Origin of the sequence: Caballeronia concitans (genome assembly GCF_001544615.1) — a bacterium.
GTDB classification, from domain to species: Bacteria; Pseudomonadota; Gammaproteobacteria; order Burkholderiales; family Burkholderiaceae; genus Caballeronia; species Caballeronia concitans.
This window is the reverse complement of the sequence record NZ_FCNV02000003.1, coordinates 555731-576407: the sequence shown is the minus strand read 5'-3', so window position 1 is coordinate 576407 and position 20677 is coordinate 555731. Positions and strand designations below refer to the sequence as shown.

The window sequence follows — 20677 nt, the reverse complement described above, 5'->3', positions numbered from 1 at the left end:
ACCCACTGATGCAAAAGCGCTTACGGCGCGAAACGAGTGTGGTTTTTCCGTCCGGCGGCGCGGTGCGCTTGATGGCAGATAGTTAGGGTGCCGAAACAAATATCGGCGGGCGAGCGGCAAAAAAAGACGCCCCGCGAAGGGGCGTCCTCGTGCAACGAGACAATAACGCGATCAGCTCGCCAGTTGCAGCTTGCCGTCGATACGGCGGTTCAGCGAAAGCGGATTGTCGTTCTTGATCGCGTCGGGCAGCAGCGCTTCCGGCAGATCCTGATAGCTCACCGGACGCAGGAAGCGGTCGATCGCGAGGCTGCCGACGGACGTCGAACGGCCATCCGCCGTCGACGGATACGGGCCGCCGTGAACCATCGCATGACCCACTTCCACGCCGGTGCCGAAGCCGTTCACCAGAATGCGGCCGGTGCGGCGCTCGAGCGCGGGCAGGAAGCTGCGCGCTTCGGCGTAATCGGCTTCGTCGATATGCAGCGCCGCCGTCAACTGGCCTTCGAGCGATTCGATCAGCTCACGCATCGACGCGAGATCCGGGCAGCGCACGATCAGCGACGACGCGCCGAAAATCTCCTCTTGCAGCTCGTGATTCTTGCGGAACGCATCGGCGGTCGTCACGAAGAGCGCAGACTGGCCCTGATGGCCGCTCTTCGCTTCGAGGCCGCGCGCGGCGGTCGTCACGTCGGCGTGCGAAGCGGCTTTTTCGACCGCGCCTTCGTACGTCTTGTGGATGCCCGGCGTGAGCATGGTCTGCGCGCCGGTTTCCTTCAGCGCCGCCGATGCCGCCGCGATGAACGCATCGAGATCGGGACCGTCGACGGCCAGCACGAGGCCGGGGTTCGTGCAGAACTGGCCCGCGCCGAGCACGAGCGATTGCACGAATGCCTTGCCGATGGCCTCGCCACGATTCTTCAGCGCATTCGGGAACAGCAGGACCGGGTTGATGCTGCTCATTTCCGCATAGACCGGAATCGGTTCGGTGCGCGCCGCCGCGAGCTTCATCAGCGCCGTGCCGCCGCCGCGCGAACCCGTGAAACCAGCCGCCTTGATGCGGTTGTCCTTGACGAGACCCTGGCCGATATCGCGGCCGCTATCGAACAGCAGCGAGAACGTGCCTTCGGGCATGCCGCAATCCTTCACGGCCTTCTGCACCGCGCGGCCGACGAGTTCCGCCGTGCCGGGATGCGCCGAGTGCGCTTTCACGATGACCGGGCAGCCCGCCGCCAGCGCCGACGCCGTATCGCCGCCCGCGACGGAGAACGCCAGCGGGAAATTGCTCGCGCCGAACACCGCGACCGGACCGAGGCCGATATAACGCAGACGCAGATCCACGCGCGGCATCGGCTTGCGCTCGGGCTGCGCCGGGTCGATGCGCACGCCGAGGTAATCGCCGTTGCGCACCACATCGGCGAACATGCGAAGCTGGCCGACCGTGCGGCCGCGCTCGCCTTCGAGACGCGGACGCGGCAAACCGCTTTCCTGCATGCAGCGCTCGATCAGGTCGTCGCCGATATCGAGAATGTTCTGCGCGATCGCCTCCAGGAACTTCGCGCGCGCTTCCGGCGCGGTTTCGCGGTACACGTCGAATGCGGACCAGGCGAGCGCGCACGCGCGGTCGAGGTCGGCGAGCGTCGCGCCGCCGAAAGCCGGTTCGATGGCCGCGCCCGTCGAGGCGTTGACTGCCTTGATGGAGCCGTTCGAGCCGTGCACGGATTGCTGGCCGATGAGCAGATTGCCTGTGAGTTGCATGGTGTCTCGTCCTTCTTGTGAAATGGATCGCGACGCCCGGGTGACGAGCGTGGCGCTGCGCCGACTATACGGCTCGCCGCGCGCCGCTGTATAGTGAAAGGTTTCCATCGCATGATCGCTTTTTGGAATCACCTGGCGGCTTCGCATGATCAAGAATTCACTCGATGTCCTGATGTCGCGGCTGCGCATGAAGCAGCTTCAATTGTTGATCGCGCTCGATGAGCACAAGTCGCTGCACAAGGCGTCGAGCGCGATGGCCATGACGCAATCCGCCGCGAGCAAGGCGCTCGCCGAACTTGAATCGATGCTGGAAGCGCCGCTTTTCGAGCGCGCGAAAAGCGGGCTGATTCCGAATCCGTTCGGACGCTGCGTGATTCGCTACGCGCGCGTGCTCGCCGCCGATCTCAACGCGTTGTGCCAGGAATTCGCGCAGATTCGCGCGGGCACGGGCGGGCGGCTCTCGGTCGGCACGATCATGGGCGCGGTGCCGGGCGTCGTCGCGCCGATCGTCAACGAGATGCACGCGCGGCATCCGGACCTTGCCATCGAGATCATCGAGGACACGAGCGCCAACATGCTCGGCATGCTGGACGACGGCCGCGTCGATCTGGTGATCGGGCGCGCGAGCGTGTCGGATCAGCCGTCGAAATATCAGTATCAGCCGCTGACGGACGAGCCGTTGTGCATCGTGGTCGGGCAAGGGCATGCGGAACCGGCTGCGGGCGAGATCGGCTTCGCGGAACTGGCGAATCATCGCTGGGTGACGTATCCGAGCTATCTGCCGATGAGCGCGCTGCTCGAACGCGAACTCGATCTCGCCGGCCTGCCGATGCCCGCGAATCCCATTTCGACGGCGTCGCCGTTCGTCACCGTGACGCTGCTGCAGGAAAGCCCCGAGCTGGTCTCGATCCTTCCCGCGAGCGTCGCGCGCGTGTTCGAGCGGCACGGCATGTTGCGCGTGCTGCCGGTGCGGATGAACTCGAAATCGCAGACGTACGGCATCGTCACGCGAAAGGGCGGCGCACTCTCGCCGGCGGCGCGGCAGTTCGTGCAGATGCTGCGCGAAACCGGCCGGCCGCAGTGAACGGACGTCAGCGCGTCGCGACGATGAACAGGCGCGGGAACGGCAGCAGCACGGAGCCGTCGTCGAGAACGGTGTATGCGGAGGCCAGCGCGGAACGGTAGCGGTCGAGAAACGCGCGCTGTTCGGAATCGTCGAGCTTCGCGAGGAACGGCCGCAGCGCGCTGCCCTTGAACCATTCGACGACGGCATCGATGCCGCCTTCGAGCGCATGGTGATACGTGGTCCGCCACACATCGACGCGCGCGCAATGCGGCTTCAGCAGCGCGTAGTACCACGCGGCCGGATGCCGCCCCGTGCGTTCCGTGCCTGCGAGCCGGTCGCGCCACGGGTCCTGCGCCGCGACTTCGCGCAGCAACGTGTGGGCGGGTTCGTCCAGGTTGTCGGGCATCTGGATGGCGAGCCGTCCGCCGGGCGCGAGTTTGCCGGCGAGGCGCGGCAGCAGCGTGTCGTGACCCGTCACCCATTGCAGCGACGCGTTGGCGAGAATCAGATCGTAAGGACCGGCTGCGTCCCACGCGGCGATATCCGCGAGTTCGAAATCGACCTGCGGCAGCCGCCTTCGCGCGGCATCGATCATGTCCTGCGAATTGTCGATACCCACGATGCGCGCACTCGGCGCACACGCCGCGAGCAACTCGGTGGAATTGCCGGGACCGCAGCCGAGATCGACCGCCGCGCGGATCTCGCCGCCTTGCGCGCCGTTGAGCAGATCGCGCACGGGGCGCGTGCGTTCCGCTTCGAAGAGACTGTATTGCTTCGCGTTCCAGCTGGCAGATGTGGTCATGTTTGCTCTTGCTCCGACGATTGCCGTAAAGAAGCATGATTGTGCCGCACGCGCGAGTCGCGACGCACTTCGCTCGAGACGCGCGATAGCAAAACTTACCGGAATCGCCGGGAATGCAAAACAATGTCCGAAAGGGATGGTCGGATTAGCGCTTTGTGACAACGCATCGGCCTATACTGCCGTGGTGTCCGGAGCGGCGAGCGGTCGAATCGACCGGCAATGCTCGACACAGGCCGCACGTCCAACAGCTTCTTGCGTGCTTTCGAGAGCGCGCAGCAATCGGAAAATCGCACATGAGCGACACCCCTGCAGGCGGCCTGTACGGTCTCGTGGCCACGCTGCGCGCCCAGCAGACAGAACTGACCGAACGATGGATGAACCTCGTGTTCGGCGATGCCGAAGTTCAGCATTCCGACCAGCTCACGTACCGGCAGCTTGCGGATCATCTGCCGAATGTCCTGGAGGAAATCTGCGCCGTGCTGGAAACGCGCAATCCGGGCGAAAGCGAACGCGCGCTCGAATCCGACGCGCGGCGCCACGGACAATGGCGCTGGCAGCAGGGTTATCGCATCGACGAACTGGTGCGCGAGCTGGACGTGTTCCGGCAAGTGCTGACCTCGGCCATCAGCGACTATGCCGCGACGCACGGGGACCTCTCGCGCGCCGACGAGGACTACGCGCGGCTCACGATCGACGAAGTGGTGAGCTTCGTCACGCTGACGTCCATCCGCGAAGCCGTGACAGAGCGCGATCGCAAGATCGACGACTACACCGGCATGCTGGAGCACGCGAATTACGAACTGACGCTGCGTCAGAAGCTCATCAGCGAGCTTTACGAAACACGCATGCAGATCACGCGCCGCGTGGCGCACGACCTGCGCAACTTCCTGAACGTCTTCTCGACGGCGCTGCAACTCGCGACGCGTTCGCCCGCCAAGCGCGACACGGCGCTCGCGCTCGCGAACCGTCAGATCAGCGACATGGCGACGCTCGTCGATGAAATGGTCGAATACTCGAAGATTCTCGGTGACGATTCGATTCTGACCGTCGAATCCTTCGATCTCGTCGGTCTCTTCGACGAGCTGATGCAGTCGTCGCGCATCGCGGCGGAAGCGAAGGGCCTCAAGCTCGTCGGGCATCTGGACGCGGACCTCGGCGCGGTGGTGTCGAACCGGCTGAAGGTGAAGCAGGTCGCGCTGAATCTGCTGTCGAACGCGATCAAGTACACGGCGTCGGGCGAGATCGTGCTCGCCATCGCCGCCGCGCCGGATGACCGCTGGCGTCTGCGCGTCGCGGATACGGGCATGGGCATCGGCGAGGCGGATCAGGAGCGCGTGTTCGAGGAATTCGAGCGCGCCGCCGCCGACGACATCCCCGGCGCGGGCCTGGGCCTCGCGATCGTCAAGGAACTCACGCGCACGCTAGACGGCGAATTGCGCTTCGAATCGACGAAAGGGCACGGCAGCGTGTTCGAAGTCACGTTTCCGCTCGTGCTGGAGCCGAAGGCGCCGAACGCGGCCTGATTCAGCATCGGAAATGGAAAAAGGCGAACGGATCGCTCCGTTCGCCTTCCTTTTGACGCTCTACGACCACGCTTACGCGGCCACGGCTTCTTCCTCTTCCACCGACGCGCGGATCAGGTGATCGAACGCACCGAGCGATGCCTTCGCGCCTTCGCCCACCGCGATCACGATCTGCTTGAACGGCACGGTGGTCACGTCGCCGGCCGCGAACACGCCCGGCACCGACGTCGCGCCCTTCGCATCGACGACGATCTCGCCGTGCTTCGACAACTCCACCGTGCCCTTCAGCCATTCGGTGTTCGGCACGAGGCCGATCTGCACGAACACGCCTTCCAGTTCCACGCGATGGCTTTCACCGTTCACGCGGTCGGTGTAGCTCAGGCCGTCGACCTTCTTGCCGTCGCCGGTGATTTCCGTCGTCTGCGCGCTCGTCACGATGGTCACGTTCGGCAGGCTGCGCAACTTCTTCTGCAGGACGGCATCGGCACGCAGTTCCGCGCCGAATTCGATCAGCGTCACCGCCGCAACGACGCCCGCGAGATCGATCGCCGCTTCGACGCCCGAATTGCCGCCGCCGATGACCGCGACGCGCTTGCCCTTGAAGAGCGGGCCGTCGCAGTGCGGGCAATACGCCACGCCGCGCCCGCGATATTCGCGCTCGCCCGGCACGTTGATTTCACGCCAGCGCGCGCCGGTCGCGAGAATGATGGTCTTCGCCTTCAGCACCGCGCCGCTCGCCAGATGCACTTCGTTCACGCGGCCCGGGATCAGCTTGTCGGCGCGCTGCACGTCCATCACGTCGACTTCGTAGCTCTTCACGTGCTGTTCGAGCGCGGTCGCGAACTTCGGTCCTTCGGTTTCCTGCACGGAGATGAAGTTTTCGATCGCCATCGTGTCGAGCACCTGGCCGCCGAAGCGTTCCGCGACGACGCCCGTGGCAATGCCCTTGCGCGCCGAGTAGATCGCCGCCGCCGCGCCGGCAGGCCCGCCGCCGACGATCAGCACGTCGAACACCGGCTTCTTCTCCAGTTCCTTGGCGGCGCGAGCGGCCGAACCGGTGTCCAGCTTCGCGAGAATTTCCTTCACGCCGCTGCGGCCCTGGCCGAAGCTTTCACCGTTCAGGAACATCGTCGGCACGGCCATGACCTGGCGTTCTTCGACTTCGCCCTGGAACAGCGCGCCGTCGATCGCGACGTGCTTGATGCGCGGATTGATGATCGCCATCACGTTCAGCGCCTGCACGACTTCCGGGCAGTTCTGGCACGAGAGCGAGAAATAGGTTTCGAACTGATAGTCGCCGTCGAGATTGCGAATCTGCTCGATGGTCGCGTCGTCGAGCTTGATCGGATGACCGCCGGTTTGCAGCAGCGCCAGCACGAGCGACGTGAATTCGTGGCCCATCGGGATGCCCGCGAACTGGATGTTCGCCGCCTTGCCCGGCTCGCCGATGGTGAACGACGGACGGCGCGCGCCGGCATCTCCTTTCTCGACGACGCTGATCCGCGGGGACAGCGAAGCGATTTCGTCGAGCAGGCTCTTGAGCTCACGCGACTTGTCGCTGTCGTCGAGGAAGGCGACGAGCTCGATCGGCCGGGTGACCTTTTCCAGATAGGCTTTCAACTGATTCTTGAGGTTGGCGTCCAGCATGGCGTTGTCCGTTCCGTGACGTTGTTCTTTGCGTGTGTCCCGACGTGCTCCGGCGCGGCGCAAAAAGCGCCGGACCGAAGCCGTAGGGAGTGAACCCGCCGCGAGAGTTGCGGCGAGTTTGATGCGCTCGTTGTGAAAACCGAGGCTTAGATCTTGCCGATGAGGTCGAGCGACGGGGTCAGCGTTTCAGCGCCCGGCGTCCACTTGGCGGGGCAGACTTCGCCCGGGTGCGACGCGACGTATTGCGCAGCCTGCACCTTGCGCAGAAGTTCGCCCGCGTCACGGCCGATGCCGTTGTCGTGGATTTCGCACAGCTTGATCTCGCCTTCCGGGTTGATCACGAACGTGCCGCGCAGGGCCAGACCTTCTTCCTCGATCAGCACGTCGAAGTTGCGCGAGATCGCGAGCGTCGGATCGCCGATCATCGGATACTTGATCTTGCTGATGGTGTCCGACGTGTCGTGCCATGCCTTGTGCGTGAAGTGCGTATCGGTCGACACGCCGTAGATCTCGACGCCAAGCTTCTTGAATTCGTCGTAACGGTCAGCCAGATCGCCCAGTTCGGTCGGGCAAACGAACGTGAAGTCGGCCGGGTAGAACACGAACACGGACCACTTGCCCTTCAGGGTTTCGTCGGTGACGGTCACGAAGTCGCCGTTGTGATAGGCGGTTGCTTTGAACGGCTTGACTTGGCTGTTGATGATCGGCATTACCAGATTCCTCTTGGAGTGGTGTTGAAGAAGTGAATGAAGTATGAACTAAAACTATCAAACCATCAAAATGGATTGATTTTATCATTGTAATTGATCTGGACTATGACGTCGATTTCGTCGGGTTGTCCCTCGCATTCCTTCGACGAGGCACCCGCCTTGCGACGTCACGCGGAAGCACATTTCCTGGAGGCTTTCATGAAGATCGGCATCGTTGGAGCGGGCAACATCGGACAGGTTCTCGCGGAACGCTTCACGCAGTGCGGGCACGACGTCAGCATCGCGAACTCGCGCGGACCTGATTCGCTGCGCGACATCGAGCGCACGACGGGCGCGAAAGCGGTCGAGGCGCGCGAGGCGGTCAAGGGCGCGGAAGTCGTCGTCGTGACGATTCCCGAGGCCAAGGTTCCCGGCTTGCCGAAGGATCTGTTCGCGGGCGTGCCGGCGAATGTCGTTGTCGTCGATACCGGCAACTACTATCCGCAGCAGCGCGACGGGCGCATCGAGGCAATCGAGAAGGGCATGCCGGAGAGCCGCTGGGTGGAGCAGCAGATCGGCCGTCCGGTGGTCAAGGCGTTCAACAATATCTACGCGGCGCATCTGCGCAAGAACGGCAAGCCCAAGGGCACGGCGGGGCGCATCGCGCTGCCGGTCGCGGGCGACGATCATCGCGCGAAGAGCGTGGTGATGAAGCTGATCGATGAAATCGGCTTCGATGCGGTCGATGCCGGCGAGATCGACGATTCCTGGCGTCAGCAGCCGGCCACGCCGGTCTATACCGCCGATCTGGACGCCGACGGACTGCGCGCGGCGCTCCAGAAGGCCGATCCGGTGCGCAAGCCTGCATGGCGCGCAACCGACAGCAGCCCCGGCACGTTCGAGAATCCGGCGTGATCCGGAGTATTAGCCGAGCATCAGCGAGTCAACGGGTAAAGCAGACGCGTGCCGTGCGACAATCTGCAAACTTTCCCGATGGGCTTTACCATGAAGTGCCAGGCCTAACCCGGCGCAATGGACTCGCTGATTGATCTATGAAAACCGTTTCTCCCACGCTTGACGAGCAGCACACTGATCACCGCTTCGGCGAATGCGCCGCACTCGCGGATGTCGAACTGGTCGCGACCGCCACCATTCCGACGCGCTACGGCACCTTCGGCTCGTATGTGTATCGCGTGAAGGAAACGGATGTGGAGCACATCGCGTTCGTGATGGGCGACGTGAGCAACGGCGAATCCGTGCTCACGCGTCTGCATTCCGAATGCGTGACCGGCGACGTATTCGGCTCGTATCGCTGCGATTGCGGCGAACAGCTCGACCTGGCGCTGCGCTATATCGCGGCTGAAAATCGCGGAATTCTGCTGTATTTGCGCGGGCACGAGGGGCGCGGCATCGGACTCGCGAACAAGATCCGCGCTTACGCGCTGCAGGAGCAGGGACTCGATACTGTCGATGCGAACCTGCACCTCGGCCTCCCCGACGACGCCCGCGAATACGATTCAGCCGCCGCCATCCTGCGTGCGATGAACGTGAAATCGGTGCGGCTGATGAGCAATAACCCGTCGAAGTTCGACACGCTGCTTCGTCACGACATTCCGGTGAGCGAGCGCGTGGCGCTTGCCATTCCGATGCGCGAGGAGAACGAGCGTTACATCAAGACGAAGCAGGCGCGGTTCGGACATTACTTCGAAGAGAACGAGTAAGCGAACGAGCGAACGAGCGGCGCTCAGCGTGCATCGTGAAAGATCACGCCGAGCATATGGCGTTTTCCGGAACGCAGCCGGCTCACGCCATGCCGCATGTTCACCCGATACACCCCGCGCGTGCCGTTCACCGGCCGCTGATGCACGGCGAAAAACACCGCATCGCCCTGGGAAAGCGGCACCACTTCCACGCGCGACTGCATGCGCGGCCGCTGTTCCGTCATCGCGAATTCGCCGCCCGTGAAGTCGCGGCCCGGCGCGGAAAGCAGAATCGCCATCTGGATGGGAAAGACGTGTTCGCCGTATAAATCCTGATGCAGGCAGTTGAAATCGCCGGGGACGTAGCGCAGAAGCAAGGGTGTCGGGCGCGTCTGCCCCGCGCGATGGCATCGCTCGATGAACGCCGCGTGATCGCGCGGAAAGCGCGTGTCGATGCCCATCGCCTCGTTCCATCGATTGGCGATCGGCGCGAGATGCGGATAAGCCGCGCCGCGCACGCCGTCGAGCAGCGCGGGCAGCGGATACGCGAAATACTTGTACTCGCCGCGGCCGAAGCTATACCGCTCCATCACCACGCGGCTGCGAAACAGCGCGTCGTCGTCGTACGAAGCGGCGAGCGCCGCGCATTCGTCGCGCGACAGCAGGCCCGGCGCCGTCGCCGATCCCTGCGCGCCCAGTTGCGTTTCGATATCCGCCCAGTCGAGCGCGTCGATGCGTTCGACGATATCCGCGCCCGCATCGTGAGCGAGCGCGTGTTCAATCGCTTTCATGAATTCTCCGGATGAGCGTGAGCCTTGCCCTCACTGTGCGCGGGAAGCGCGGCTCACGCACTCCGGGTCTTGCGTTGCAATTCAGTGCACCGCCGCCTTGTTCGTCGTCGACTTCTGCCCGGTCGCGGTCTGGGTGATGCGGTTCTGGAGTTCCGTCTTGCGCGCTTCGATCTTTTCGCCGAGCTTGGCGAGATCGATGCCCGTCTTGCGGATTTCCTTGAACAGCTCCGATTCTTCTTCTTCGACGTGATGCGTGACGTTTTCCTTCAGCACGCGGAAGGTCGCATCGAAGCCTTCGTCGCCCGCGCGCAATTGCGTGAATTTCTCGATCAGCGTCTTCACGAGAAAGTGTTCGACATAGGCTTCTTCTACATCGATTTTCTCGTCGTCCTTGCCGAACGCCTCGCGCGCGGCCGGATAAAGCAGCTCTTCCTCGATGATCGCGTGGATCGTCAGCAGTTCGCATGCACGTTGCACGAGCGTGGACTTGCGTTCGAGATCGTCTTTCGGCGCGCGATCGAAGGCGTCGAAAAGCTGCTCGACCGCGCGATGATCGGCCATGAGGATTTCGAGCGCGTCGCCGGTTTGCGGCTGTTGCGAAGCTTGCGCGGTGGTGGACATGTGGCTTCTCCTTATGTGTGGCCGGGCTTCAGTCGCCGCAGCTTTTTGGGGGTGCCCTCACTGAGCAAGCACAGTGCCCGCCGCTTCCTTCTCGCGCACGACCTTGACTTGCCACCACGCCGGCAATAGCCGCCGCACTTCGCCGCGTGCGAAGCGGTCGTCGATCAGATACAGCACGCCGCGATCTTGCGGCCCGCGAATCACGCGCCCGGCCGCCTGCACGACCTTCTGCAAGCCGGGAAACAGATACGTGTACGCATAGCCTTCGCCGAACGCGTCGTGCATGCGCGTTTTCATCTGCTCGTTGACGGGGTTCAGTTGCGGCAGCCCGAGCGTGGCGACGAACGCGCCGATGAGCCGCGTGCCCGGCAAGTCGATTGCCTCGCCGAACGCGCCGCCCAGCACCGCGAAGCCGATGCCGCGTCCGTCCGGCTCGAAGCGCGCGAGGAACGCCTGCTGCGCGGACTCGCTCATCGCGCGGGATTGCTGCCAGCATGGAATCGACGGATGCCGTTCGGCCAGCGCCTGCGCCACTTGCGCGAGATAGTCGAAGCTGCTGAAGAAGCTCAGATAGTTGCCCTCCGAGCGCCGATATTGCGCCGCGATCATGTCGGCGATGCGATCCACCGAACGCTCGCGATCGCGAAAGCGCGTCGATACATCGGCGATGGCGCGCACGTCGAGCTGATCCGCGCTGAACGGCGATTCGACGTCGATGCGCACGGTCGTCGCCGGAAGGCCGAGCGTGTCGGCGTAGAAGTGCGCGGGCGTGAGCGTCGCGGAGAAGAGCGCGACGCTATGCGCGCGGGCGAGGCGCGGCGCGAGATGCGGCGCGGGAATCACGTTGCGCAGGCAGAACGCGGCGTTGCCCTTCGCGGAGAGCGTGATGTCGAAAATGGAGTGCGGGCCGAAGCGCTCCGCGATGCGCGTGAAATGCACGGCATCGAAATAGAAGCGCAGGACGTCGGGCGTGAAGACATCCGGCTGTTCCGCGAGCGTTTCCGTCATCTCCGACACCGCCTGGCCCAGCGCGCTCAGCAGTTTCGCGGGCAGTTCTTCGTGCGCGGCGTACTCGATGCCCGCCGCCTTCTGATCGCGGCTCGTTTCGCCGAACGCACGCGCGAGGCGCGCGAGCGTGCGCTTGAACGCCGCGGGCGCGCTGCGGCGCATGATGTTGAACGCGGTTTGATCGAGCGTCGCGGAGTACATGCCGCGCGCGCGTTCGACGAGGTTGTGCGCCTCGTCGACGAGCACGGCCACGCGCCAGCGATTCGCCTCCGCGAGCGCGAACAGCATGGCGCTCGTATCGAAGTAGTAGTTGTAGTCGCCGACGATCACGTCGCCCCAGCGCGAAAGCTCCTGGCTCAGATAGTACGGACAGACGGCGTGCTCGCGCGCGACCTCCGCGATCGACGCCCGATGCAACTGCGCCCGTTCCAGCGCGGCGGCGCGCGCGGCGGGCAGGCGGTCGTAGAAGCCGCGTGCGAGCGGGCAGGAGTCGCCATGACACGAGCGGTCCGGGTATTCGCACGCCTTGTCGCGCGCCACCAGTTCGACGACGCGCAGCGGCCGTTGCGCGGACGCGCCGAGCGTCGTCAGCGCATCGAGCGCGAGTTGCCGGCCCGCGCTTTTCGCGGTCAGAAAGAAGATCTTGTCGAGCTGCTGCGCGGGCCACGCCTTCAGCAGCGGAAAGAGCGTGCCGACCGTCTTGCCGATGCCCGTGGGCGCTTCGGCGACGAGGCATCGCCCGGACATGGCCGCGCGGTACACGCCCTCCGCGAGCGCGCGCTGGCCGGGGCGGAATGTCGCGTGCGGGAAGGCGAGCGCGGTGAGGGACGCATCGCGGGCCGCGCGGTGCTGCAGCTCCTGCTCGGCCCACGCGATGAACCGCTGGCATTGCGCATCGAAATGTTCTTTCAGCGCTTCGGCCGACTGCGTTTCGACAAGCACGCTTTCCGTTTGCTCGGCGATATCGAAATAAACGAGCGCGATCTCGATTTGCGCGAGCCCTAGCTTGCGGCACATCAGATGACCGTAGACGCGCGCCTGCGCCCAATGCAGATGCCGATGATTCTGCGGCATCGATTCCAGCTTCCCCCGATGCGTCTTGATTTCCTCGAGCCGGTTCGATGCCGGATCGTAGCCGTCGGCGCGTCCGCGCACGCGCAAGGGACCGTAGTCTTCCGACAGCGCGATTTCCTTCAGATACCCGGCAGGACGCCGGCCGGTCACCGTGACGTGGCCGGCCATGCCTTCCTGCGCGGTCGGCGTGGGGGTGAAGCGGAGGTCGAGATCGCCTTGCTTCGCGGTGAACTCGCACAGCGCGCGCACGGCGACAGTGTAGGCGGGCTCGGGGACTGTACGCATGTACAGTAGTCTAGCATGCGGAATATCGCGGCCCGGCGGCGCGTTTAGTGAGTACGGCGCCGCGCTTGGCCGTCGTCATCAACCGGAGAAATGCCATGAAGCTCGCAAGATTCGTCGCGGTGATGGTCGCGTTGCTCGCGGGACTATCCACTGTGTCGCTCGCCGGGTGTCAGACCGATGGCGGCGGGGCGTCGTCGAGCCGGTCGTCGAGTGGAAGTGGAAGCGGCGGCGGGTCGTATTAGGCGCGTTTCGCTAGAATGGGCGGTGTCTCAACGCCGCTCATGGATGGAACGATGCAAACGTCCCACACGCCCCCGATCTCGAGCTGGCACGCGCATGTTTATTTCGACGCCGCGAGCCGCGACGCGGCTTGGCAGTTCAGGCAGGTCATCGAGGAACGCTTCGCGAGCGACATCCAGAGCGGCGCGCTGCGGCTCGGGCGTTTTCATGAGCGGCCGGTCGGGCCGCATCCGCAGTGGTCGTTTCAGTTGGCGTTCGAAAGCGAGCGTCTCACGCCGATGCTCGAATGGCTGGCCGTCCATCACCGCGCGCTGGACGTTTTCATGCATCCCAACACGGGCGACGACTTGCGCGATCATCGCGATTCGGCCGTGTGGATCGGCCGTTCGCATGAGCTCGTGCTGACGGTTTTTCAAAAGTAGGGCGGACCGCCGTCCGCCCGGCGATTTACTTCTTGGCGCCCGCAGCCTTCGTCGATACGACGCGCACCGCAGGCGGCGTGGCCGCGCTCGCGGCGCTGGCGGCGTCGCCCTGCGCGGCTTCGACCACCTGACGCGCCGCCGTGCGCGCGGCTTCATACGCGGAGTTCGCGGATTGCGTGGCTGCATCGATGGCGGATTTCCACGCCGATACGACCGCGTCGCTGCCCGGCGCACCGCTCGCGATGCTATCGACGAACGCCTGAACGTTGCGTTGCGACTTCTCGATCTGATCCTGCGCCGCCTCCAGGTACACGCCGCGCACGCCCGTCGCCAATTCGATGACTTGCTGCCAGTAGGCCTGCGTGCGCTGCGCGCTCGCCTGAAGCTGGGCGTTCTGGAGCGCGAAGAATTGCTGCGGATCGCGCACGGAGAAACTCTTGGTCACGTAATCCTGATGCTCGGCGAGCGCTGTCCGGACGGTGCGCACGTTCAAATCGACTAATTTTTCGAAGCCCTCGACCACGCGCGACGCAAGACCAAAGGTGACATCCAGCCCCGCCTTTTGCGATGCAAGTAGATTTTCCGGCGCAAGACTGCTCGTGATCGATTCCATTTGTAGTGCCTCTCAATTAACAAGCGGTGGATTTTTGCAGCGCAGCGAGGAATTGATTCTTAGAGAAAGTCGGGCGTGTGTCAATCCGCGTTTTCTTGTCGCTGCTTTTGTTCCGAAGTTAATCCGCGATGAATCACGCGGCTTTACGGAAAACCGGAAGTCGAAGCTTGAAGACGAATGAAACAAACTGAACGATCATTCATTTTGCCGATACAACAACTCACGTGCCTCAAACGAACGTTCGCTTAAGTGGTTGTCGCAGAAGGATTTTACGTTTGCAGCGGGTAAACGCTTAGGCCGGATAGGGTCCCATACGGCCTTTCCCCAGTTGCGCTCAGGCACGTATCTTGAAAAAATCTCGCACTGCAACAAGCGAAAGAGAATCGACTGGGCCGGAAGGTTGTCACTGCCTCGTCATTACCGACCCGTACGATTCCATCGCGCCAATTCAAGCCGGCGTTGAACGGCAAATATACAAATCGAGAGAGTTGAAGCAGATGGGCCGATATACACAAACCATTGGACACCTTGAACGTAGTCACGATGACAACTCCCTGCGGCGCGCCATGGCCGCACGGCTAGACCGGGCGATGCAGCGCGCGAACGTCAGTTCCGCCAAAGCGGCCAAGTGGGTCGACGTCAGCGAGCACGATGTGCAGTTCTGGCGGCGCGGCATCACGGTGCCGCCGCTTCATGCGTTCAACCGTATCGCGAAGGCGCTCGACGTCGATGTGCACTGGCTCTGCACGGGTCAGGCGCAAGCTCAGGCGGCGCAGGCATCGCGCTAAAACCTTTCTCGGCAGGATCACGCCCCGACCGGCTTGCGGCCGTGCATCAACACGGTGCCGATGCCGCTTGCCGCGATCACGCACATGCCGATGGTCATCCACTGGTCCGGCGCCTGTCCGAACAGCAGCCAGCTGAAGCACGACGCGAACGCGAGCTGCGCGTAAGAGAAGGGCGTCAGCACGGACAGCGGCGCGCGCCGTAATGCCTGAAGCATCATCAACTGGCCGCCTGTGGCCATCGTCGCCATGAACGCGACGAGCATCCAGCTTCCGGCGCTCACGCGCGCAAGCTCGGGCAACAGTTGCGCCTGGTCCGCCCACACGAGCACGCACAGCACGGCCGTCGCGACGAGCGCGGTGAGGAAGTTCGTCGTGATCGCATCGTCGACGCGCGACAGGTGACTCGACACCACCTGAAAGCACGCGAACGTGGTCGCGGAGGCAATCGGAAAGATCACGGTCCATGTGAAGCCGCTGCCGCCGGGCCGCACCACCAGAATCATGCCGATGAAACCCAGCACGACCATCGCCCATTTACTGCGTGGCACGTGATCCTTGAGCACGAGCGCGGCGAGCAGCGTCGAAATGAGCGGCGCGAGCATGGCAAGCGATGTGGTGACGGGTAGCGGCAGATAGCGCAGTGCGGCGAACGTGCAGGCGGAATTCGTCAGCAGGAGCAGCGCGCGGACGATTTGCAGCTTTACGCTGCCGGTCTTGAAGAGCCCGAGCGCGCCGCGCCGTGCCTGCCAGACGCCGAGCACGATCATCTGGAAGAGGTAGCGCACCCACAGCAACGCGACGATCGGCACCGCCGCGCCGATGAGCTTCACGGTGGAATCGCTGGCGGCGAAGGCGGCGGTGGTCACAATCATGATCGCGATTCCGGCGCCGGTGTTATCGGTACCAACGTGAAATCGCGCCTTGCCGTCTAAGGTTGCCATCGAGTGCCCGCCCGTTCGCTTCCATGAATGAATTAACGGCTGTTTTAAGCCGTTGCTTGCATTCTGCGGACATCGGCGGCGACTGGCAAGGCGGCAGTAAGTTCTTTTCAACGCTGTTGCGCGTGGGTCACGATGCAGAAAATGTACTAGACGGTTCGTTCAAAACCGCTCGCACGCGTGAAGACGAACGATCGTGAAGCGCTGGTGATAAGGTGAACGTGCGAGTCGATTATGCGCATGTCGTGCTTTGCCAACGGCCATTTGCCGCCTAGACTTAAAGTAGTTTCTCAACCGCTACCGCCGGGAGGCGATGATGCGAACGAGACCACGTGAAGTCGTTCGGCTACTGGCGGCGTGGCGGCACGCCGCGCAATGCCGTGCCTTGCGCGCGGCGTCGACGCAGGAAGCAATGCAGCGCGCGAAAGAAGAAGCCGACGAAGCGCCGGAATGCGAACAAGCCGATACGGACGAATCCGCCGCGAACGATGCTTCGTGCGTCGAGCGTGCGCATCGGCGGATGCATTGAAGGCGGCGATGCGTCGACCGCCATCTATATTCGCGCGGTGTTCCTGAACGGCGAGAAGCGCCAATGGCCCGCCGGATCTTTCACGGCTATCGCGCCGTGTTCGTGCAGCATGTCGCCGATCGCGCCGGGCTTGATATCGTCGGTGATCCTGATGACGAGCAGCGTCCGCTGTCTGACGGCGTCGTCGTGTTGGACCGGCGTAACCGGGCGCTGCGGCTGCGGATCGCGCGCGACGAAACGGTTATGCGCGCCGATCACGCCCTGATGTTCGCCATGCGCCACATACTCGGCTTCGTCTTCTTCGTGCGAAGGCAGCGGGAAAGCGTCGAAGTCGATATTGCCGGGCGCGGTCCGGTAAAGGTGTGCATCGTCGCGGGAAAGTCCCGCGAGTTGCAATGCGCGCAACGCTTCGTGTCCATCTCGATAGGACGCGAATACGCCCACTATCACCTGATTGGTCGCCTGATTCATGGTCGCCTCCGATCCGCGTTTCATGCGCTATCGTCGCATGCGGGCATCGCGTCGCGTTGAGATCGAACGGCGCGGCACTCGCAGCACGTGCGCGGTGTGGGATTAGTAAGAAGAGAAAGCAACGGCCATTCCCGCACGCGCGGTTTGAAAGGAAACGCGGGAATTTGTCCGGGTTGCGACCCTAGGAGCAATCGCCTAAAGTGGGTGGGCTATTTTCAGACTACGGCGCGTTCCGCTCCGGCGCGCGCTTCGCGAGGCTCGAATGACGGCGAAAGCGTACGCGTGGATGTTGCTGCTCGGACTGGCAGGCGCGAATGCGGCACGGGCTGCGCCGTGCTACAGCGACGGCGATATCGTCATGCTCGAAGGCAAGGTCGTGCGTCAGGCTGCGCGCCAGGCCGACGCGGCTGCGAAGCCTGCCTGGGTGCTGTCGCTGTCGAGTCCCATCTGCATCGCGGGGGCGACGGCGGGAACGCAGTCGAACGTATCGGCGGTGCAGATCGTCGATGCCGAACCTCCGGACGACGCGCGCGTCCAGCTCACCGGCAAACTCGTCACCGGCAACGTGAGCGCTTATTACGCCGTGCCGACGGCCATCTGGGTACTGAAACAGCGCGTGCTGTCAGGTCGCTGACACGAAACGCGGGGCCGCGAATCAGGCGGCTTTGGCGCGTGCACGGCAGTACTGAGCGACGACCCATTGCAGCGGCTGTTCGTCGAGCTTGCGCTCTTCGGCGAATCGCATGATGGCGTCGAGTTGTTGGCCGCTGCAGCGGAACCCCTGGCGGCGCGGCATCGAAAGAGTGGTCTTGTGCTTGGTCATGGCAATCCCTTGTGCTTGGTTCTCAATGGACCGTGGGACCTTCCCCGTAGGGCAGGACGGCCGAACGGTGACCCGCTCGTGCGCCTGCTGCTCCTGCCATTAAGCCGGATCGGTGAAATCTGGACCGGCTGCTAGCGCACATAGTCACCAGAACATCGATCACAGCGCAAAGCGTGGGCCTGATGCCCGCGCGCCCGTTTTATAGTTGCGATGAAAGGCGCGGGGCGCTAGCAGGGCGACCGTTATCCCGTCTGTTCGACCGGCGTCACTTCAATATCCAGCATCTGCGATCCGCGCAGCACCGCGACCTTCACCGCGCGATCGATCCGCGACGCATCGAGCGCGCGCTGCAGGCCATCGACGGTATCGACATCGACGCCGTCCACCGCCACGATCCGGTCGCCCGCGCGCAGTCCACCTGCCGCAGCGGGACTTCCCTTGACGACTTCCATCACGTGCACCGCGCTCGATACCGCGAGTCCGAAGAAACGCTGCACGCGCCGCGAGACCGGCGCGGTCGTGCCCGCCACGCCGATATACGCGCGCCGCACGCGGCCGTAAGCGAAGATCTGCATGATGACCCACTTCGCCGTATCGATCGCGGTGGCGAAGGAAATGGCCTGCGCGCCCGAGATGATCGCCGTGTTGACGCCGATCACCTGTCCCGCCGAATTGATGAGCGGGCCGCCCGAGTTGCCGGGATTGAGCGCGGCATCGGTCTGAATGACGTCGTAGATCATGCGGCCCGAGTTGGATCGCAGCGAGCGGCCGAGCGCCGACACGACGCCCGTCGTGACCGTCTGCGCGAGCCCGAGCGGATTGCCGACCGCGATCGCGATCTGGCCGACGCGCAGGCTGCCCGAATCGCCCAGTTCGACGTGCGGCAGCGGCTCCGGCGATCCGATGCGCAGCACCGCGAGATCGCTGCCGGGATCGTCGCCGACGAGATCGGCGTGAAAGCGCGCGCCATCCGCGAGCGTCACGGTGATGCGCGTCGCGCCGTGAACCACGTGGCTATTGGTCAGCAGATAGCCGTCGGGCGTGAAGATGAAGCCCGAGCCGGTGCCGCCGGACGGGCACCGCGCACCGCGCGCATCGGCGAGTTCGCGTTCCACCGAGATGAACACGACCGCTTGCTGCACGCGTTCCAGCGCGCCGATCACGGTGCGCGAATAGGCATCGAGCAGGGCGGTGTCATCGAGCGGCTGCGGCTGCGGCTCGGATGACGCGGCGTCTTGCGAGCCGCGCGCAAGATCGTCGATGAATCGAGGACGGCTTCCCATGTCGGACTCCGAATGTGTGAGAGCCGACATGCGGGCCGCCGCAGGGCTTTTCAAGATGGCCGCCGGCCCGCCCGCACGACGTCTCAGGCCGGGCGCGATGCGCGTGCGAGCAGCGTCATCGGCCCGAGCGTTTCGGCGATGCGGCGCTGCGCGTCGTCGCGCACGAAGAGCGATCCCGCGAAACCGAGCGCATTGATCGCGACGCCTTCCACGTCGGACGCGGTGCGCGGCACGGCGAGCATCCACCGGCGGGTGACGAGCAGGTTGTACGGCGCGGACTGATGCGCGGCCCCGGCGACATCGAACGGTTCGATACCGATTGCGTCCAGCAGCCGGCGATACGTGCCGAGCGCATCGGCCGCGCCGATCGACGATGTATCGCCGAGCCACGCCGCCGCGTGCGCGAACGTGAACTGCGGCACGCGGAAAGGCGCGGCGTCGCGGGCGGCTTCGATGAGCGGCTCGATCGGCAACGGATGGCCGTCGAGCGGCAGCGGCACCATCTGCAGATGTTTATGCGGCTGGCTCGATCCCGCGACGCTTCCGCCGTTGTAGAAGCCGAGGCCGTCGATCTCGCGCAGGCAGGCGAGGAGCGCGGCGAAATCGCCGGCATCGAGCAGGGCGGCTTGCGGCTCGAAGTCCGTCGTCACGATGAGCAGGTGATGCGCGAGCACGTTGAACTTGTTGAGCAGCAGAAAGTGCCGCTCGCCGATATCGCCGACGCGCAGCGCTTCCTCGCACGGCGAAAACGGATCGCGCCATTCGCTGGCGGCATCGGCGGCGGATTTGGCCGCGAGCTTCGCGGCTTCTTCCTTGCGCGCGAGATTCGCCGCCTGGCGCACGAGAAAACGCACGCCGTGATCGTCGATGAAATGCGGCACGGTATCGAACGAGCGCAGCGCGCCGCACGCGAGGGCGTGTTCCGTCTGCTCGACGATGCGCTGCCACGAAGGAGCGCGCGGGTGCGAAGGAGAGGTCATGGGCGGTGAGCGAAAGTTGCCGAGAGGCCTCATTTTGCTATCTAAACGCGGACGACGCAGCGCCGGGCTTTGCGTTGAAAGCGCACATTGGAGCGCGCCGCCTATAGTTGCGTTTCGTCACTAATAGTTCAGATTTTTCGGCATGTGCTTTCCAGTTGCCCTTCGATAGACTTCTTTCCGTTCCGTCATTCGGCCAAGTGTCATCGATTAGGATGGCTATGTAACGTTGAATCGGCTGAACGTGTCGATGGCATATTCGCGCCATTGCTACTTTGTTCAATGAAGAGGTTTCACATGCAAAAGATCGATCGCGCCGCTCTGGCTCTTTCGAACGTCGCGGGCGGTTCGGCAAAGGCGTCGAGTTCCTCGTCGTCGACCACGAATGTCAGCATCTCGATCACGTCTAGTGGTGGCGGTGGCGGTGCCGTTCCTCCCCCGTCCTGAGATTCGGGCTGGCAGTACATCGTTCTTGATCCTTTCCTTTGGAGGCACTGAAATGCAAAAAATCGATCGCGCCGCACTCGTTCAGGCAAACATCGCTGGTGGCACCGCCAAGGCGTCGAGCACGTCCACGTCGACCACCAACGTGAGCGTCACCATCACGGCTTAAGCCACGCAGACGCTCGCTT

At 63.9% G+C, this 20677-nt stretch carries 24 protein-coding genes; 10 read left to right on the top strand and 14 right to left on the bottom strand.

Annotation, left to right across the window (positions count from 1 at the left end):
• Positions 1-171: 171 nt before the first annotated feature.
• The gene (locus AWB72_RS12265) at positions 172-1755 is read right to left on the bottom strand and encodes an aldehyde dehydrogenase (NADP(+)) (RefSeq protein WP_040051070.1); all 1584 of its coding nucleotides are present in this window, start codon (positions 1753-1755) and stop codon (positions 172-174) included.
• A gap of 148 nt (positions 1756-1903) precedes the next feature.
• Here AWB72_RS12265 and AWB72_RS12260 point away from each other — a divergent pair, with 148 nt between their 5' ends.
• On the top strand, positions 1904-2839 hold the full coding sequence (locus AWB72_RS12260) for a LysR family transcriptional regulator (RefSeq protein WP_040051069.1): 936 nt from the start codon (positions 1904-1906) through the stop codon (positions 2837-2839).
• Between the two features lie 7 nt (positions 2840-2846).
• Here the strand turns inward: AWB72_RS12260 and tam are convergent, their stop codons facing one another.
• Positions 2847-3623: a trans-aconitate 2-methyltransferase gene (tam, locus tag AWB72_RS12255; protein ID WP_040051045.1), complete on the bottom strand. Its 777-nt coding sequence runs from the start codon at positions 3621-3623 to the stop codon at positions 2847-2849.
• A 293-nt stretch (positions 3624-3916) separates the two neighbouring features.
• Here tam and AWB72_RS12250 point away from each other — a divergent pair, with 293 nt between their 5' ends.
• Positions 3917-5146 carry a sensor histidine kinase gene (locus AWB72_RS12250; RefSeq protein ID WP_040051044.1) on the top strand — a complete coding sequence of 410 codons (1230 nt, stop codon included), beginning with the start codon at positions 3917-3919 and terminating at the stop codon, positions 5144-5146.
• A 72-nt stretch (positions 5147-5218) separates the two neighbouring features.
• Here the strand turns inward: AWB72_RS12250 and ahpF are convergent, their stop codons facing one another.
• Both ahpF and ahpC read right to left on the bottom strand, forming a co-directional pair.
• The gene (ahpF, locus tag AWB72_RS12245) at positions 5219-6793 is read right to left on the bottom strand and encodes an alkyl hydroperoxide reductase subunit F (protein WP_040051043.1); all 1575 of its coding nucleotides are present in this window, start codon (positions 6791-6793) and stop codon (positions 5219-5221) included.
• A 146-nt stretch (positions 6794-6939) separates the two neighbouring features.
• Entirely contained in the window at positions 6940-7503 is a 564-nt protein-coding gene (gene ahpC / locus AWB72_RS12240; protein ID WP_040051042.1) for an alkyl hydroperoxide reductase subunit C, read from the bottom strand.
• A gap of 198 nt (positions 7504-7701) precedes the next feature.
• Here ahpC and AWB72_RS12235 point away from each other — a divergent pair, with 198 nt between their 5' ends.
• Together AWB72_RS12235 and ribA are read left to right on the top strand one after the other, a co-directional pair.
• Positions 7702-8397, top strand: a complete 696-nt coding sequence (locus tag AWB72_RS12235) for an NADPH-dependent F420 reductase (RefSeq protein WP_040051068.1) — start codon at positions 7702-7704, stop codon at positions 8395-8397.
• Between the two features lie 137 nt (positions 8398-8534).
• The gene (gene ribA, locus AWB72_RS12230; protein WP_040051041.1) at positions 8535-9203 is read left to right on the top strand and encodes a GTP cyclohydrolase II; all 669 of its coding nucleotides are present in this window, start codon (positions 8535-8537) and stop codon (positions 9201-9203) included.
• A gap of 23 nt (positions 9204-9226) precedes the next feature.
• Here the strand turns inward: ribA and AWB72_RS12225 are convergent, their stop codons facing one another.
• The 3 genes from AWB72_RS12225 to AWB72_RS12215 form a co-directional block, all read right to left on the bottom strand.
• Positions 9227-9973, bottom strand: coding sequence for a 2OG-Fe(II) oxygenase (locus AWB72_RS12225; RefSeq protein ID WP_052449941.1), 747 nt, complete (start codon positions 9971-9973; stop codon positions 9227-9229).
• An 81-nt stretch (positions 9974-10054) separates the two neighbouring features.
• Positions 10055-10594 (bottom strand): hemerythrin domain-containing protein, encoded by a 540-nt coding sequence (locus AWB72_RS12220; RefSeq protein ID WP_040051040.1) that lies wholly within the window; start codon positions 10592-10594, stop codon positions 10055-10057.
• 57 nt (positions 10595-10651) lie between these two features.
• Positions 10652-12961 (bottom strand): ATP-dependent DNA helicase, encoded by a 2310-nt coding sequence (locus AWB72_RS12215; RefSeq protein WP_040051039.1) that lies wholly within the window; start codon positions 12959-12961, stop codon positions 10652-10654.
• A 95-nt stretch (positions 12962-13056) separates the two neighbouring features.
• Between AWB72_RS12215 and AWB72_RS28890 the strand changes: the two genes are divergently transcribed.
• Both AWB72_RS28890 and AWB72_RS12210 read left to right on the top strand, forming a co-directional pair.
• On the top strand, positions 13057-13203 hold the full coding sequence (locus tag AWB72_RS28890; protein WP_159459361.1) for a hypothetical protein: 147 nt from the start codon (positions 13057-13059) through the stop codon (positions 13201-13203).
• A 51-nt stretch (positions 13204-13254) separates the two neighbouring features.
• Positions 13255-13623: a DOPA 4,5-dioxygenase family protein gene (locus tag AWB72_RS12210; RefSeq protein WP_040051066.1), complete on the top strand. Its 369-nt coding sequence runs from the start codon at positions 13255-13257 to the stop codon at positions 13621-13623.
• 25 nt (positions 13624-13648) lie between these two features.
• On the opposite strand, the gene AWB72_RS12205 is transcribed toward AWB72_RS12210, so the two are convergent.
• The gene (locus AWB72_RS12205; RefSeq protein ID WP_040051038.1) at positions 13649-14236 is read right to left on the bottom strand and encodes a phasin family protein; all 588 of its coding nucleotides are present in this window, start codon (positions 14234-14236) and stop codon (positions 13649-13651) included.
• Between AWB72_RS12205 and AWB72_RS28505 the strand changes: the two genes are divergently transcribed.
• Complete coding sequence (locus tag AWB72_RS28505) at positions 14223-14417, top strand: hypothetical protein (protein ID WP_143754615.1); 195 nt, start codon at positions 14223-14225, stop codon at positions 14415-14417. The two genes, AWB72_RS12205 and AWB72_RS28505, sit on opposite strands and share 14 nt — an antisense overlap.
• A gap of 166 nt (positions 14418-14583) precedes the next feature.
• On the top strand, positions 14584-15024 hold the full coding sequence (locus AWB72_RS12200; RefSeq protein ID WP_244285601.1) for a helix-turn-helix domain-containing protein: 441 nt from the start codon (positions 14584-14586) through the stop codon (positions 15022-15024).
• Positions 15025-15041: 17 nt separating this feature from the next.
• Here AWB72_RS12200 and AWB72_RS12195 read toward each other — a convergent pair whose 3' ends face one another.
• Positions 15042-15896 carry a DMT family transporter gene (locus AWB72_RS12195; protein WP_244285600.1) on the bottom strand — a complete coding sequence of 285 codons (855 nt, stop codon included), beginning with the start codon at positions 15894-15896 and terminating at the stop codon, positions 15042-15044.
• 382 nt (positions 15897-16278) lie between these two features.
• On the opposite strand from AWB72_RS12195, the gene AWB72_RS28500 reads away from it, so the two are divergent.
• Positions 16279-16491 carry a hypothetical protein gene (locus AWB72_RS28500; RefSeq protein WP_143754614.1) on the top strand — a complete coding sequence of 71 codons (213 nt, stop codon included), beginning with the start codon at positions 16279-16281 and terminating at the stop codon, positions 16489-16491.
• 24 nt (positions 16492-16515) lie between these two features.
• Here AWB72_RS28500 and AWB72_RS12185 read toward each other — a convergent pair whose 3' ends face one another.
• The gene (locus AWB72_RS12185) at positions 16516-16986 is read right to left on the bottom strand and encodes a hypothetical protein (RefSeq protein WP_244285599.1); all 471 of its coding nucleotides are present in this window, start codon (positions 16984-16986) and stop codon (positions 16516-16518) included.
• A gap of 238 nt (positions 16987-17224) precedes the next feature.
• On the opposite strand from AWB72_RS12185, the gene AWB72_RS12180 reads away from it, so the two are divergent.
• Entirely contained in the window at positions 17225-17596 is a 372-nt protein-coding gene (locus AWB72_RS12180) for a hypothetical protein (protein ID WP_040051033.1), read from the top strand.
• A 21-nt stretch (positions 17597-17617) separates the two neighbouring features.
• On the opposite strand, the gene AWB72_RS28885 is transcribed toward AWB72_RS12180, so the two are convergent.
• The 4 genes from AWB72_RS28885 to AWB72_RS28880 form a co-directional block, all read right to left on the bottom strand.
• On the bottom strand, positions 17618-17785 hold the full coding sequence (locus tag AWB72_RS28885) for a hypothetical protein (protein ID WP_159459360.1): 168 nt from the start codon (positions 17783-17785) through the stop codon (positions 17618-17620).
• A 242-nt stretch (positions 17786-18027) separates the two neighbouring features.
• Positions 18028-19068 (bottom strand): S1C family serine protease, encoded by a 1041-nt coding sequence (locus AWB72_RS12175; RefSeq protein ID WP_040051032.1) that lies wholly within the window; start codon positions 19066-19068, stop codon positions 18028-18030.
• Positions 19069-19151: 83 nt separating this feature from the next.
• Complete coding sequence (locus tag AWB72_RS12170) at positions 19152-20048, bottom strand: ATP adenylyltransferase family protein (RefSeq protein WP_040051031.1); 897 nt, start codon at positions 20046-20048, stop codon at positions 19152-19154.
• 290 nt (positions 20049-20338) lie between these two features.
• On the bottom strand, positions 20339-20512 hold the full coding sequence (locus AWB72_RS28880) for a hypothetical protein (protein ID WP_159459359.1): 174 nt from the start codon (positions 20510-20512) through the stop codon (positions 20339-20341).
• Positions 20513-20677 lie beyond the last annotated feature (165 nt).